The 15009-nt window shown below is 36.1% G+C and carries 13 protein-coding genes; 9 read left to right on the top strand and 4 right to left on the bottom strand.

Annotated features, from left to right (window positions below; genetic code table 11):
* Window positions 1-171 precede the first annotated feature (171 nt).
* The 7 genes from HAV12_RS07145 to HAV12_RS07115 all read left to right on the top strand — a co-directional run bounded on the left by HAV12_RS07145 (window position 172) and on the right by HAV12_RS07115 (window position 9392).
* Window positions 172-1185, top strand: a complete 1014-nt coding sequence (locus HAV12_RS07145; protein ID WP_171569043.1) for a YafY family protein — start codon at window positions 172-174, stop codon at window positions 1183-1185.
* Window positions 1186-1431: 246 nt separating this feature from the next.
* On the top strand, window positions 1432-1890 hold the full coding sequence (locus tag HAV12_RS07140; RefSeq protein ID WP_132034710.1) for a MarR family winged helix-turn-helix transcriptional regulator: 459 nt from the start codon (window positions 1432-1434) through the stop codon (window positions 1888-1890).
* A gap of 55 nt (window positions 1891-1945) precedes the next feature.
* Window positions 1946-4336, top strand: a complete 2391-nt coding sequence (locus tag HAV12_RS07135; protein ID WP_132034708.1) for a 3-hydroxyacyl-CoA dehydrogenase/enoyl-CoA hydratase family protein — start codon at window positions 1946-1948, stop codon at window positions 4334-4336.
* A gap of 30 nt (window positions 4337-4366) precedes the next feature.
* Complete coding sequence (locus HAV12_RS07130; RefSeq protein WP_132034706.1) at window positions 4367-4747, top strand: four helix bundle protein; 381 nt, start codon at window positions 4367-4369, stop codon at window positions 4745-4747.
* 32 nt (window positions 4748-4779) lie between these two features.
* Entirely contained in the window at window positions 4780-5961 is a 1182-nt protein-coding gene (locus HAV12_RS07125) for an acetyl-CoA C-acyltransferase (RefSeq protein WP_171569042.1), read from the top strand.
* Between the two features lie 169 nt (window positions 5962-6130).
* Window positions 6131-7936 carry an acyl-CoA dehydrogenase family protein gene (locus tag HAV12_RS07120; protein ID WP_132034704.1) on the top strand — a complete coding sequence of 602 codons (1806 nt, stop codon included), beginning with the start codon at window positions 6131-6133 and terminating at the stop codon, window positions 7934-7936.
* 361 nt (window positions 7937-8297) lie between these two features.
* The gene (locus HAV12_RS07115) at window positions 8298-9392 is read left to right on the top strand and encodes a glycoside hydrolase family 18 protein (protein ID WP_171569041.1); all 1095 of its coding nucleotides are present in this window, start codon (window positions 8298-8300) and stop codon (window positions 9390-9392) included.
* Between the two features lie 74 nt (window positions 9393-9466).
* Here the strand turns inward: HAV12_RS07115 and HAV12_RS07110 are convergent, their stop codons facing one another.
* A complete protein-coding gene (locus tag HAV12_RS07110) occupies window positions 9467-9982 on the bottom strand; it encodes a DUF4251 domain-containing protein (RefSeq protein WP_171569040.1) in 516 nt (171 codons plus the stop codon).
* Window positions 9983-10015: 33 nt separating this feature from the next.
* Window positions 10016-10453 (bottom strand): META domain-containing protein, encoded by a 438-nt coding sequence (locus HAV12_RS07105; RefSeq protein WP_171569039.1) that lies wholly within the window; start codon window positions 10451-10453, stop codon window positions 10016-10018.
* Between the two features lie 214 nt (window positions 10454-10667).
* Here HAV12_RS07105 and HAV12_RS07100 point away from each other — a divergent pair, with 214 nt between their 5' ends.
* Both HAV12_RS07100 and HAV12_RS07095 read left to right on the top strand, forming a co-directional pair.
* Window positions 10668-11195 carry a superoxide dismutase family protein gene (locus HAV12_RS07100; RefSeq protein WP_171569038.1) on the top strand — a complete coding sequence of 176 codons (528 nt, stop codon included), beginning with the start codon at window positions 10668-10670 and terminating at the stop codon, window positions 11193-11195.
* 107 nt (window positions 11196-11302) lie between these two features.
* Window positions 11303-12505, top strand: a complete 1203-nt coding sequence (locus HAV12_RS07095) for an LETM1-related biofilm-associated protein (protein ID WP_171569037.1) — start codon at window positions 11303-11305, stop codon at window positions 12503-12505.
* A gap of 38 nt (window positions 12506-12543) precedes the next feature.
* On the opposite strand, the gene can is transcribed toward HAV12_RS07095, so the two are convergent.
* A complete protein-coding gene (can, locus tag HAV12_RS07090; protein ID WP_171569036.1) occupies window positions 12544-13179 on the bottom strand; it encodes a carbonate dehydratase in 636 nt (211 codons plus the stop codon).
* Window positions 13180-13294: 115 nt separating this feature from the next.
* Window positions 13295-14953 (bottom strand): SulP family inorganic anion transporter, encoded by a 1659-nt coding sequence (locus HAV12_RS07085; RefSeq protein WP_171569035.1) that lies wholly within the window; start codon window positions 14951-14953, stop codon window positions 13295-13297.
* Between the last annotated feature and the right edge of the window lie 56 nt (window positions 14954-15009).

Here is a 15009-nt window from a genome sequence, read left to right as displayed (position 1 = left end):
CTGTTAAACCAAATAATCTCGCAAAGACGCAAAGTCGCAAAGTTTTTAAGTCAACGGGCAAAAATAAATAATTAAAAAATCTGCTTAATCTGCCAGATCTGCGTAAAAAAAAAAAACCGACAGGTTTTCAAAACCTGTCGAGTTTGCTAGATCTGCCTGAAAAAAAATACTATGTCACAAAACAAAAACGCACTAATCCGATACAAAACAATAGACAAATGTTTACAAAACAGGTATCGGCAATGGACTCTCGAAGATTTAATAGAATGTTGTTCTGAAGCCTTGTTTGAATATGAAGGCCGCGAGAACTCCATCAGCAAACGAACGATCCAGATGGATATTCAGCTGATGCGGAGTGAAAAGCTGGGCTACAATGCCCCAATTGTCGTTTATGACAAAAAGTTTTATAAATATGAGGACGACGAATTTACCATCACCGATATTCCGCTGACGGAAACAGATATGAATGTTCTGACCGAAACCGTTTCGATGCTGAAACAGTTTAAGGATTTCTCTTTGTTTAATGATGTCTCTGATATTTTGCAGCGTCTGGAGGATAAAATTTATTCTGAAAAGTCGCATACCAAGCCCGTTATCTACCTGGATAAAAACGAAAATCTGAAAGGTTTGCATTATCTGGATGAAATTTATCAGGCGATCATCAAAAAAGTGCCGCTTGTCATTACGTATAAATCTTTTAAATCCAAAGAAGAAAACAAATTTCATTTTCATCCGTTTATTCTAAAGGAATTCAATAACAGATGGTTTTTAATTGGAAAGAAAAAAGGCTCCCAACCCATTACCAATCTCGCACTTGACCGAATTATTGCAATTGATTACGATTTTAATTTACCTTATTTAGAAGAAGATTTTAATGCCGATTTGTATTATAAAAATATAATTGGCGTAACGGTAAATTCGGGTTTGCAGCCCCGAAAAATCGAACTCTGGATAGATGCGATAAACGCTCCTTATGTACTGACAAAACCCCTGCATCCGACACAAAGACTGATAACGCAAAATGACGATGGCTCCATTATAATTCATTTACTTGTTATTCCCAATTATGAAATGGAACGTCTTTTATTAGGTTTTGGCTGCGGCATAGAAATCCTGAAACCGGAAAGCCTGCGAAACCGGATGAAGAAAAATCTTCAGATGGCCCTTGAAAAATATAAGGAGTAAAATTTATTTCGCATTAAAATCACATTTTTTTATAAAATGCAGAATTAAAAGGTGATTTAAAATCATAAAAGAATTTTCACGCTATGAATTTTGTTAAAATCTCAAAAAAAATAGTATATTTCAATTTAAAAAACAACCCTAAACCACTCTGTTTCAGAGACATTTTTTCACTAACCAAAAATTTATTAAAAAATTATATGCGTGCATAGTATTTTTTGATTATATTTGAAATCGATATAGTTACTTATGAAAGACAAAACAATAGATTATATTTTAAGAGCAACTTGGCAGGCTGTATCAAGAATGTACAACGAAGAAGCTGCAAAATACGATGCCACCATGGCGACAGGATTTGCACTTTTGAGCATAGACAAAGAAGACGGAACTCCTTCTACGGCTTTAGGCCCAAGAATGGGAATGGAAGCAACCAGCTTAACCAGAACATTAAAATCAATGGAAGACAAAGGTTTGATTGTTCGCAAAAAGAACCCAAGTGACGGACGCGGTGTTTTGATCTACCTTACCGAATTTGGAAAAGAAAAAAGAGATTTATCTAAAAATACAGTACTAAAATTCAATGAAACCGTTAGAAAACATGTTTCTGACGAAAAATTAAAACATTTTATTGAGGTTTCGGAAATTATCAATGAGTTGATTCAGGACAAAAACATATTTAATCAAACAGAAAAACTAGAAAATGAATAACCTTAATTCGTAAGGAAACTTCAAATTCAAAACAAAAAACAAATATTAACGACTTATGAAACGCACAATTAAAAAAGTTGCTGTAATCGGATCCGGAATTATGGGTTCAGGAATAGCTTGTCATTTTGCCAATATTGGTGTTGAAGTTTTACTACTTGACATCGTACCACGTGAATTGACAGAAGCTGAAACTAAAAAAGGATTAACGCTTGAAAGTAAAGTTGTTCGCAACCGTGTGGTAAACGAGCACTTGGCGAATTCATTAAAATCAAAGCCCTCTCCTATTTACAGTCAGAAATTCGCAAGCCGAATCACTACTGGAAACACCACTGATGATATGGCAAAAATTGCCAACGTGGACTGGATTATTGAGGTTGTAGTGGAACGTCTGGATATTAAGAAATTAGTATTCGAACAAATCGAAAAATTCCGTACACCGGGAACTTTGGTTACTTCTAACACTTCCGGTATTCCGATTCACTTTATGAGTGAAGGAAGAAGCGAAGATTTTCAACAACACTTCTGCGGGACACACTTTTTTAACCCTGCGCGTTACTTAAAATTATTTGAAATCATTCCCGGGCCAAAAACTTCAACTGAAGTATTGGATTTCCTAAACGAATACGGTTCTAAATTCTTAGGAAAAACTTCGGTTGTTGCCAAGGATACTCCGGCATTTATTGGAAACAGAATTGGTATTTACGGCATTCAGAGTTTATTTCATTTGGTAAAAGAAATGGGATTAACAATTGAAGAAGTGGATAAATTGACCGGTCCGGTAATTGGCCGTCCAAAATCAGCTACTTTCCGTACGGTTGACGTGGTTGGTCTGGATACTTTGGTACACGTTGCCAACGGTATTTACGAAAACTGTCCGAATGACGAACAACACGAATTGTTTAAACTTCCTGATTTTGTTAACAAAATGATGGAGAACAAATGGTTTGGAAGCAAAACCGGACAAGGTTTTTATAAAAAAGTAGATAAAGATATTCTTTCCTTAGACTTAGATACATTAGAATACCGCGCTGCAAAAAAAGCAAATTTTGCTACACTTGAATTAACAAAAACTATCGATAAACCAATCAATCGTTTTAAAGTTTTAGTGAAAGGAACAGACAAAGCAGGTGAATTTTACCGTAAGAGTTTCGCCGGAATGTTTGCGTATGTATCGAACAGAATCCCTGAAATCTCAGACGAATTATATAAAATTGATGATGCGATGAAAGCCGGTTTCGGATGGGAAAATGGTCCATTTGAAATTTGGGATGCCATTGGTGTCGCCAAAGGAATCGAAATCATGAAAGCAGAAGGTTTAGAGCCGGCTGCATGGGTTACTGAAATGTTAGCTTCCGGAAGTGACAGTTTCTATTCTGTAAAAGAAGGAGCCTCTTATTTCTACAATATCCCGACAAAATCTCAAACAAAGGTTCCGGGACAAGACTCCTTTATTATCCTGAACAACATCCGCGAAAGCAAAAAAGTCTGGAGCAACAGTGGTGCAATCATCCAGGACTTAGGAGACGGAATTTTGAACTTAGAATTCCAATCTAAAATGAATACCATTGGTGGCGACGTACTTCAGGCTATCAATAAAGCAATCGATTTATCTGAAAAAGAATATCAGGGTCTAGTTATTGGAAACCAGGCAGCGAATTTCTCTGTGGGAGCCAATATCGGAATGATTTTCATGATGGCCGTTGAGCAGGAATATGACGAACTGAACATGGCGATCAAATTGTTCCAGGACACTATGATGCGCGTTCGTTACTCTTCAATTCCGGTTGTAGTAGCACCTCACGGAATGACTTTTGGCGGTGGATGCGAAATGAGCTTACACGCTGATAAAGTGGTTGCTGCTGCAGAAACCTATATGGGATTAGTTGAATTTGGTGTTGGTGTACTTCCTGGTGGTGGCGGATCTAAAGAAATGGCTTTGCGAGCTTCAGATTTATTCCGTAAAAACGATGTGGAATTGAATGTTCTTCAGGAGTATTTCTTAACTATCGCAATGGCTAAAGTATCGACTTCAGGTTACGAAGCTTTTGATACCGGACTTTTACAACATGGTAAAGATGTTATCGTCGTAAACAAAGACCGTCAGATTGCAGAAGCTAAAAAACATGCGTTGTTAATGGCTGAAGCGGGCTATACGCAGCCAATCAGAAGAACGGATGTTAAAGTTTTAGGTAAACAAGCTTTAGGTATGTTCTTAGTTGGAACGGATCAGATGGAAGCCGGAAAATACATTTCTGAGCACGACAAAAAAATCGCTAATAAACTGGCTTACGTAATGGCCGGTGGTGATTTATCTGAAGCAACCTTAGTATCGGAGCAGTATTTATTAGATATCGAACGTGAAGCTTTCTTATCTCTTTGTACAGAGCGTAAGACTTTAGAGAGAATTCAATATATGTTAACTAAAGGAAAACCTTTGAGAAACTAGTATCAAGTAATAAGAATTAAGTATTAAGAAATGCACCAGTTTGAAAAATTAAAGATTTGGCAGAAAGCAATGGATATTGCGGTTCATGTTTATGAGATTTCTTCATTGTTACCCAATGACGAGAAATTCAATTTAATTCATCAAATAAAAAAATGTGCCGTTTCAATTCCTTCAAATATTGCTGAAGGTTCTGGGAGAAATTCAGATAAAGAATTTATGCATTTTCTAGGAATTGCAAATGGTTCAACTTTTGAATTAATAACTCAATTAATACTTGCTAAAAGACTTAAGCTTGTAGGTGAAGATCTAATTCAACCCACTATTAATCAATTAGTAGAGGTTTCAAATATGAATTTTTCATTTCAAAGATCACTAAAAGATAAAATCAACAAAACAATTGGAAAATCTTAATACTTAATTCTCCAATCTTAATACAATCATTTATGAAAACAGCATATATAGTAAAAGCTTATCGTACAGCGGTAGGGAAAGCACCAAAAGGAGTTTTTAGATTTAAAAGACCTGATGAATTAGCTGCAGAGACCATTCAGTTTATGATGGATGAACTGCCTGATTTTGACAAAAAACGTATTGATGACGTAATGGTAGGAAATGCCATGCCGGAAGCAGAACAAGGACTTAACGTTGGACGTTTGATCTCTTTGATGGGATTAAAAGTAGATGATGTTCCCGGCGTTACTGTAAACCGTTACTGTGCTTCCGGATTAGAAACTATCGGAATGGCAACGGCTAAAATCCAATCAGGAATGGCAGATTGTATCATTGCCGGTGGAGCAGAAAGTATGAGTTTTATTCCGATGGGAGGTTACAAACCAACTCCGGATTATAAAGTTGCCGCTGCAGGTCACGAAGATTACTACTGGGGAATGGGTTTAACTGCTGAAGCGGTTGCCAACCAATACAAAATCTCGAGAGAAGATCAGGATGAATTTGCTTACAACTCGCATATGAAAGCTTTAAAAGCTCAGGCTGAAGGGAAATTCGACAAACAAATCGTTCCGATTACTGTTGATCAGACTTTCATCAACGAAAACGGTAAAAAAGAAACGAAATCATACGTAGTAAAACAAGACGAAGGTCCAAGAGCCGGAACTTCTGTTGCTGCATTGGCAGGTTTGAAACCTGTTTTTGCTGCAGACGGAAGCGTAACTGCCGGTAACTCATCTCAAATGAGTGACGGTGCTGCTTTTGTTTTAATCATGAGCGAGGATATGGTGAAAGAATTAAACCTGGAGCCAATTGCAAGACTGGTAAACTTTGCTTCTTCCGGTGTTGAGCCAAGAATCATGGGGATCGGTCCTGTAAAAGCAATTCCAAAAGCCTTAAAACAAGCTGGTTTAGAATTGAAAGACATTGACTTAGTGGAATTAAACGAGGCTTTTGCTTCTCAGTCTCTGGCTGTAATTCGCGAGTTAGGTTTAAATCCGGATATCGTAAACGTAAACGGCGGCGCTATCGCTTTAGGTCACCCTCTGGGATGTACAGGTGCTAAACTTTCTGTTCAGTTATTCGACGAAATGAAACGCAGAGGCAGCAAATACGGAATTGTTTCGATGTGTGTGGGGACTGGACAGGGAAGTGCAGGAATCTACGAAGTACTATAGATAAAGTATGCGTTCAGTTTGTCATTTCGACGAAGGAGAAATCTCCGTAAGTAAATCGACAAAGATTGACAAACTATGCGGATAATCGTCGCGGAGATTTCTCCTTCGTCGAAATGACAAGATTGAGGAAATATTACTATAAATAAAAAAACATACAAAAACAAAAGCAATGGCAGATACAATCGAAAAAAACGTAACCCGTGGTGGTCAGTTTTTAGTTAAAGAAACAAAGTGCGAAGATGTCTTTACACCAGAAGATTTTTCGGAAGAGCAATTAATGATGCGTGACTCTGTAAAAGAGTTCGTAGACAAAGAATTATGGGCGCATAAAGATCGTTTCGAGAAGAAAGATTATGCGTATACAGAAGCTTCTATGCGTAAAGCGGGTGAATTGGGACTTTTAGGAGTTGCTGTTCCTGAAGAATACGGCGGATTAGGAATGGGATTTGTATCTACGATGTTAGTTTGCGATTACATTTCGGGTGCTACAGGATCTTTCTCAACTGCATTTGGAGCACATACCGGAATCGGGACAATGCCAATTACGCTTTATGGATCTGAAGAACAAAAGAAAAAATACGTTCCTAAATTAGCTTCAGGAGAATGGTTTGGAGCTTATTGCTTAACGGAACCAGGCGCGGGATCTGATGCCAACTCAGGAAAAACAAAAGCTGTTTTATCGGAAGACGGAACACATTATAAAATTACAGGACAAAAAATGTGGATTTCGAATGCAGGTTTCTGCAGCGTTTTTATCGTTTTTGCCCGTATTGGTGATGATAAAAACATTACAGGTTTCATCGTAGAAAACGATCCGTCTAACGGAATTTCTATGAATGAAGAAGAGCATAAACTAGGAATCCGTGCTTCTTCTACTCGTCAGGTTTTCTTCAACGATACTAAAGTTCCTGTTGAAAACATGTTGTCTGAAAGAGGAAACGGTTTCAAAATCGCTATGAATGCTTTGAATGTTGGTCGTATTAAACTGGCAGCTGCCTGTTTAGATGCACAACGAAGAGTGACTACAAATGCTGTAAAATATGCTAACGAAAGAATTCAGTTTAACACTGCAATTTCATCTTTCGGAGCGATCCGTTCTAAATTAGCTGAAATGGCAACGAATGCATACGCCGGAGAAAGTGCTTCTTACCGTGCTGCAAAAGATATCGAAGACAGAATCGCTGCCCGTGAAGCAGAAGGAACTTCTCATCAGGAAGCTGAATTGAAAGGTGTGGAAGAATATGCTATCGAATGTTCTATTTTGAAAGTAGCTGTTTCTGAAGACGTTCAATCTTGTGCTGATGAAGGAATTCAGATTTTTGGCGGAATGGGATTCTCTGAAGACACTCCAATGGAAAGTGCCTGGAGAGATGCCCGTATCGCAAGAATCTACGAAGGAACAAACGAAATTAACAGAATGCTTTCTGTGGGAATGTTAATCAAAAAGGCAATGAAAGGTCATGTTGATTTATTAGGACCGGCTATGAAAGTTTCTGAAGAATTAATGGGAATTCCATCTTTTGATACTCCTGATTTCTCTGAATTATTCGCTGAAGAAAAAGGAATTATCGCTAACCTGAAAAAAGTTTTCTTAATGGTTGCAGGAAGCGCCGTTCAGAAATACGGACCGGATTTAGATTCTCACCAACAGTTATTAATGGCTGCTTCTGATATCTTAATAGAAGTGTATATGGCAGAAAGTACTATTCTTAGAACGGAGAAATTAGCCAAAAACCAAGGTGAAGCTAAAGTACAGGAGCAAATTGCAATGGCAAAATTATACTTGTATAAAGCGGTAGACATCGTAAACTCAAGAGGAAAAGAAGGAATTATTTCTTTTGCTGAAGGTGACGAGCAACGTATGATGTTAATGGGATTAAAACGTTTTACAAAATATACAAACAATCCAAATGTAGTAGCCTTAAGAGAGGTTATTACTTCTAAATTAGTGGCAGAGAACGAATACTGCTTCTAATATAAAAATAGTTTTTAGCTTTTAATTTGTTTAAACCCGCACTTGTCCGAAACAGTGCGGGTTTATTTTTGCTTTTTTTTTAAACCATACTATATTTTTTACCATATAAGTGATGTAAGTACATATAAAGCAGGTTTTAAAAAATGCGTGTAATTTATTTTCTGTAAGTTGGACAACTGTAGATAAGGAATCAGAATTTACCCCTCCTTCTTAAATGAACTTACATCACTTACATGGTTTAAAACTCCTGCCCTTTATTTCACAAATGTTTATTAAAACTGACTTTATCATACATAATCAATAGTGAATTTTCAATTCTAATGTTTTATATTTAGCAATTCAAAAAACTAAAAGCTTAAAAATGAAACAGATTAACCTGATTGCCTTATTTTTTCTGTGCCTGTGTACCACAAATACCTTTGCACAAAAAAATAAAGAAATGGATATTATCGCCTATTACACAGGAGATAATAAATTGATTAACGAATACGAAGTAAGTAAACTAAACCAGATTATTTTTAGTTTCTGTCATCTCAAAGAGGGTAAACTAAGCGTTGATTCGCCTAAAGATTCTACTACCATTAAACATTTAGTTTCTTTGAAAGCTAAAAACCCACAGCTTAAAATTATTGTATCATTGGGTGGCTGGGGAGGCTGCGAGCCTTGTTCTGCTGCATTTTCAACCGCTGAAGGACGATTGACCTTTGCCAAATCGGTAAAAGAAGTGAGTACTTATTTTAAAGTAGACGGTTTAGATCTAGATTGGGAATATCCGGCAATTGAAGGACTTCCTGGGCATTTGTTCCAACCAGCTGACAAAAGTAATTTTACAGAATTAATCAAAATCTTACGTTCTACTTTAGGTAAAAAATATGAATTGAGTTTTGCTGCCGGAGGATTTCAAAAATACCTTGACGAATCCATAGACTGGAAAACGGTTACGCCTTTAGTAAATCGTATTAACATTATGAGCTACGATTTGGTTAACGGATATTCTAAAGTTACCGGACACCATACACCATTATATAGCAAAAATCCGAACGAAGAATCAACCGACAGAGCGGTTACTTATTTATTAAAACAAGGAGTTCCGGGGGAAAAATTAATTATTGGCGGTGCATTTTATTCCAGAACATGGAAGAATGTCGAAAACGTAAACAACGGTTTATATCAGCCTGGTGAACATATTGAGGGGGTTAATTTTAAAAATTTCGCTTCAACTTATACGGAAGCGAACGGATGGAAATATTTTTGGGATGAAAAAGCACAAGCCTCTTATTGGTATAATTCAGGATCAAAAACATTTGCGACATCAGATGATCTTAAATCGATAAAAGCAAAAACAGAATATGTGAAATCTAAAAAACTGGGCGGCATAATGTTTTGGGAACTTACTTTAGACAGTCCTCAAAACGGAATGGTAAATGCCATCTATGAAGTTAAAACAGCCAAATAAACTGATTTGAATAAAAAATAAAACGGTTGCGATTTTAAAAATCGCAACCGTTTTATTTTTGTCGAAAACTATATTTATATTTTTGCTTTTGGAGCTTTAATTTCACCATCGTAAGAAATTGAAGCCTTGTTATTACTGGTAACAGACACATTTGTTCCGCCATCAAAAAAAACAGAAAACAAAAGAGTGTAGACATCATCTTTACCTTTTACGATCATTTTTATGCTATAGCTTTTTTTCTTTTTTTCTATCGTAATATTTTCCGGCTTCCCTTCAAACTTCATTCCCCCATCAGATGATCCGTAAGCTACATTGTACGCACGTCCAAAATACGGGAGATCACATACAACATTCTCTTCCGTAACTTTTATAGTGTACGTATTGTAATCGAGAATAATCATTCTGTATCCTAACGGATTTGCTTTTTCAGCATTAAAAACAAAATTTTTCGAATTAATCAGACCTTCGGTTTCTTTCTGTTCATGAAGCTCTTTTTCGGCTCTAAGTTCTTTTTTAGATTTTTCCTGGGAGAAAACAGAAAGACTTAAAAAGCAAAACAACACTAATAAAATAAGGGATTTAGCTTTCATAAAATATATTTTTAGCAGGTTATAAAATGAATGCTATTTTTTTGTAAATCGCATCATCGCAATATCACCGGAAATAAGATTTAATGTCTTACCGTTGTCGGTCACATCATAAGAAGTTATTTTTTGCAGTGTATTCATGAAAACCTGATCGCCTTGTCCGTTATCAATACACATCATTTTCGTTGTAGCCATTGGCCCTGTAAAATCAATTTTATTTCCGTTTACAACAAGTTTCCCCGTAAACGAGTTACAACTATTATTTCCTGAAACCTGATTCTCCTTCATATTAAAATTAATTGTGGGCTTTTTATTCGGGTACAAACCATCAAAAGTAATTCTTGGGCCTGTAATATAAGTAAGTTCCCAATTCCCTTCAAGCTTGGAAACTGCGTCTGTTTTTTTACATTTGAAAATACTACACGAAATCAAAACTGTACTTAAGACAATAAGGATAAAAACATTCTTCATCATAGCGTTAAACATTTAATTATTAATGAATTGAAAAACTGTAGTTCGGAAATTTTTGATTAAAAACCTACACGAATTTAAGCAATATTTTTGGGTACTATTCCCAAAATGACATTAAATTACAACCAATAGTTTTAGATTTTTTTAACTTTTAGCTTCAAGTATATCGGTATTTTTATGTTAAATTTACTTAATCTTTAATTTAAAAGCCTCACAGATGAAAAAAGTAATTCTTTCTTTCGCTATACTTACAGCCTTAATTATTGGGTGTAAGACCAGTACAAAATCAAATGACGCCAAAACCCTGACGGTAAATTTAGAACCAAAAAGCAATAGTACCGTAAGCGGAACTGCAACTTTTACGGAGAAAAATGGTAAAGTAACTTTTGTTGCAAAAATGGCAGGTTTACAACCGGGAGTTCACGCCATCCATATTCATGAAAAATCAGATTGCACCGCAGCCGACGGAAGTTCTGCCGGCGGGCACTGGAATCCTACCTTTAAAAAACACGGAAAATGGGGTTCAGCCGAATATCATAAAGGTGATATAGGCAACTTTACCGCTGATGCGCAAGGAAACGGAACCATCACTTTAACTACTGACGAATGGTGTGTTGGCTGTGGTGATGCAACTAAAGATGTGTTAGGAAAAGGCTTAATCGTACATCAGGGAGCAGATGACTTTACTACTCAGCCTACTGGAAATGCAGGTGGCAGGGTTGCCTGTGCCGGAATCATCAAATAAAAAAAGACAATAACCACTATTTCACAAAATGTAGTGGTTATTTCATTTAAAAACTAATCTTAACAACAGAAAAAGATATAGCTTTGTATTCTCAAACCAAAAATTAAATGATTAACGCATCGGCATCAGGCTGGATAGATAAATTTTTTAGTGAACAAAAGTTTTCAGAAGCGATACCTTTTGAAACCATAGATTCGTTTTATTATAAAGTTAGAGAAACTGGCTTTATCTATGGTCATATCATATCTATTGATTCCCAGATTCCTATTCCGATAAAAGGCTGGTTTAAAACTGAAATTTCGAAAGTAGCACTCTTAAACGCCTTATACAATGTTTTTTGCTTAGAAAAAAGAAGCTCTGAACCGAACAATTTTATTGCTGAAGTCTTAAAATTCTACAAAGAAATGAGTCCGGAAGGATTCAGTCTGTTTAAAATTTTGCTGCCAAAAGACAAGCCTTCCTTATCTTTAGAAAACATAATAGATCAGAGAGTTCAGACCAATGACAGTATTATTAGTAAAAACTTTTCGCATCTGGTAACCAACGCTTTATTATTTATAGATGTTTTGGCTTTCAGGCAGTATTTAGCGCACGCGGAAATTCCTGAAAAATATCTGAAGCGAATTGAAGAAACGGTTCTCGGCATTGTGGCCCTTGCCTTAAAAACAAAAACAGTTAAATCGCAGCACGACGATTTGCTGATTAAACTTTTTGAAGCTTCTATACGATATTCAAAATTTTCGAAAGTTACCGTGGATACCCTGGAAACCTTACAACTGGATTATTTCAGTAATAAACTCGAACAGTATTATTTAATTGATATGGCCGGAATGGCGTTGTGGAGTGATGGTGTTGTCGAAAACGAAGAAGCTTATTTTCTGTATTCCTTAGGTTCTATGATGGGCGTTTCCGATGATTTTGTAACCAGGAGTATTGACACGACCCACACTTTTATTACCACCCATAAAAAGAAAATTCCGTATTTTAATTATTCCAATCCGGTCAAGCACTTTTATGATCAGATGACGCACACCGTTGTAAAACTGATTGTAAGAAACAAAAACCGATTAGTTAAGGAAATTGTTCAAAGTAAGGAATTAATGATTCTGCTGGCCTATTCGACAACAAGAGATCTGGATGCCAAAGAAAAGAAAAAAGTAAAAAAACAATTGCTGGATATCTGTAAAACGATTCCGTCGCTGACTATATTTTTACTTCCGGGCGGAAGTTTACTGCTTCCCATTTTAATTAAGTTTATTCCAACTTTATTACCGTCTGCTTTTAATGAAAATCTGGACGAAAACGAATAAAAAAAATCGCCATTGAGGCGATTTTTTTTTTATATATTTTAAAGATCTAATTGGTAAACTGCGTCAAGTTCTTCATTCGAACTGATATTTACATTCAAATCGGTTACAAAACCTGAATTTAAACCGTAAACCCATCCGTGAAGCATTAGTTCCTGACCGTTTTTCCAGGCACCTTGTACAATTGAAGTTTTGGCTAAGTTGTACACCTGTTCTTTAGCATTAATTTCAACAAAAGCATTAAAACGTTCCGTCTCATCTGCAATTGAATTTAGATATTTATCGTGTAAACGGTATTCGTCTTTAATATGGCGAATCCAGTTATCGATAATTCCAACAGACTGGTTACCCATTGCTGCTTTCACACCACCACAACCATAATGTCCGCAAACAATAACGTGTTTTACTTTTAGTACGTTTACCGCGTAATCTAAAACACTCAGCATATTCATATCAGAGTGCACTACCATATTGGCGATGTTTCTGTGTACAAAAACTTCTCCCGGCTTAGCACCGATAATTTCATTTGCAGGAACACGGCTGTCAGAGCATCCAATCCACAATAATGGCGGAGTTTGTCCTTTGGCTAAATCTTCAAAATAATTAGGGTCTAATGCTAATGATTTTTCAACCCACTCTTTATTATTTTCTAATAATTTATTATAAAACTCTCTCATTCTTTTTTATTTTTTGAATCGCATTTCTAAAGGATTAAACATCATAGATAACCCAGCCTTCAAATTATCTGGTCTTTGATACTTCTTTCAACTTTAGAAATATCTTAATTATTTTTTAATTTTTTTCAAAATCGTCCTTTATCACCTCTTTTTTAACCAATGTTCTCTTAGCAACATCATAATAATGCTCTATAGACACATGGTTATTGGTCTCTGGCGAGTTTTCTAACTGATATGCCTGCTTAAAACCTTTAAGCTTTACTTTTATATTTTCATCAACAGCACGTGTTTCTTTAAACTCACGAATTAAATCCAAAACATCATGTGCAATATACTCGGTGTCATGCGCGTTGATAATCACTCTGGAATTTTCAGGAATTTCGCTCAGAGTCGATTTAATAGCCGCTTTATTTAAAAAGGAAACTTCCTGAGCTAAATCGATATGAATAACATCTCCGTCTTCGTATTCTTCTTTTTTGAAACTGTAGGCTCTTTTTAAGTTTCCTCTCAATACGAAAATAATACTGATGATAATTCCCAAAGCAACACCTTTAAGTAAATCTGTAGCTACTACAAATACTAAAGTGGCGATAAAAGGAACGAACTGGTATTTTCCTTTTTGCCAGAAATGTATAAATGTTGCCGGTTTTGCTAATTTATATCCAACCAAAATCAGCACAGTGGCCAAAGTTGCCAATGGAATTTTATTCAAAATTGTCGGTATAGACAAAACGCTGATCAGTAAAAGTACCCCGTGAATGATTGCCGACATCTTAGATTTTGCTCCTGCATTGTTATTTGCAGAAGACCTAACCACAACTGAAGTCATTGGCAAACCACCTAAAAGTGAACTTAAAATATTACCAATTCCCTGAGCTCTAAGCTCTACATTGGTATTGGTATAACGTTTCTGAACATCCATTCTGTCAGCAGCTTCAATACATAATAAAGTCTCGATAGAAGCTACAATGGCAATGGTAACTGCCACAACCCAAACCTTCGGATTAGTTACCGCGCCAAAGTTTGGCATAATTAAAATAGACTTAAATTCATCAAAAGATTTCGGAACCGGCAAAGAAACCAAATGTTCTTTTGCAATTGCCAGTGAACTTCCCGAGGAAACGAAAATTTCGTTTAGAACTACTCCCGCAATAACCGCAATAAGTGCTCCCGGAACTAATTTTAAGTTCTTTAAGAACGAAATTTTATCCCATGAAATTAATATTACCAAAGAAACCAGGGAAATCACCACTGCACCTAACTGAATATGATTCAGGAGATCAAACAGAAACGAAAAAGTATTACTGCCATCGTTTTGAATAAAAGCCTGATCACCCTCAAAATCAGCATCGTAACCAAAAGCGTGTGGCAATTGTTTTAAGATGATAATGATTCCGATACCCGCCAGCATTCCTTCGATAACATTGGTTGGAAAATAATTTGAAATACTTCCGGCTTTTAAAAACCCTAATGCTAACTGAATTAATCCAGCAATAAAAACAGACAGTAAAAACACATCGAAAGCGCCAAAATCAGTAATAGCTGTTAAGATTATAGCTGTCAGACCAGCTGCTGGTCCAGATACACTAATATGAGACTGGCTCAAATAGCCTACCACGATACCACCAATAACACCTGCGATAATTCCGGAAAACAAAGGAGCTCCTGAAGCCATTGCAATACCTAAACACAACGGAAGAGCTACCAGGAAAACCACTAAACCTGAAGCAAAATCAGATTTAAGGTTGGCAAAAAGATTAATTTTTTTTGTCATAATACAATACTAAGAATTGATACATTAAAGAGCTGACTGCATTTACGATAAATACA

This window comes from Flavobacterium sp. CLA17 (assembly GCF_013112255.2).
Taxonomy (GTDB): Bacteria; Bacteroidota; Bacteroidia; order Flavobacteriales; family Flavobacteriaceae; genus Flavobacterium; species Flavobacterium circumlabens.
This window is presented reverse-complemented; position numbering and strand designations above follow the sequence as displayed.

Excerpts from the sequence above, each read along its gene's own strand:
- HAV12_RS07145 (WP_171569043.1), top strand. The coding sequence starts at position 172 with ATGTCACAAAACAAAAACGCACTAATCCGATACAAAACAATAGACAAA.
- HAV12_RS07140 (WP_132034710.1), top strand. The coding sequence starts at position 1,432 with ATGAAAGACAAAACAATAGATTATATTTTAAGAGCAACTTGGCAGGCT.
- HAV12_RS07135 (WP_132034708.1), top strand. The coding sequence starts at position 1,946 with ATGAAACGCACAATTAAAAAAGTTGCTGTAATCGGATCCGGAATTATG.
- HAV12_RS07130 (WP_132034706.1), top strand. The coding sequence starts at position 4,367 with ATGCACCAGTTTGAAAAATTAAAGATTTGGCAGAAAGCAATGGATATT.
- HAV12_RS07125 (WP_171569042.1), top strand. The coding sequence starts at position 4,780 with ATGAAAACAGCATATATAGTAAAAGCTTATCGTACAGCGGTAGGGAAA.
- HAV12_RS07120 (WP_132034704.1), top strand. The coding sequence starts at position 6,131 with ATGGCAGATACAATCGAAAAAAACGTAACCCGTGGTGGTCAGTTTTTA.
- HAV12_RS07115 (WP_171569041.1), top strand. The coding sequence starts at position 8,298 with ATGAAACAGATTAACCTGATTGCCTTATTTTTTCTGTGCCTGTGTACC.
- HAV12_RS07110 (WP_171569040.1), bottom strand. The coding sequence starts at position 9,982 with ATGAAAGCTAAATCCCTTATTTTATTAGTGTTGTTTTGCTTTTTAAGT.
- HAV12_RS07105 (WP_171569039.1), bottom strand. The coding sequence starts at position 10,453 with ATGATGAAGAATGTTTTTATCCTTATTGTCTTAAGTACAGTTTTGATT.
- HAV12_RS07100 (WP_171569038.1), top strand. The coding sequence starts at position 10,668 with ATGAAAAAAGTAATTCTTTCTTTCGCTATACTTACAGCCTTAATTATT.
- HAV12_RS07095 (WP_171569037.1), top strand. The coding sequence starts at position 11,303 with ATGATTAACGCATCGGCATCAGGCTGGATAGATAAATTTTTTAGTGAA.
- can (WP_171569036.1), bottom strand. The coding sequence starts at position 13,179 with ATGAGAGAGTTTTATAATAAATTATTAGAAAATAATAAAGAGTGGGTT.
- HAV12_RS07085 (WP_171569035.1), bottom strand. The coding sequence starts at position 14,953 with ATGACAAAAAAAATTAATCTTTTTGCCAACCTTAAATCTGATTTTGCT.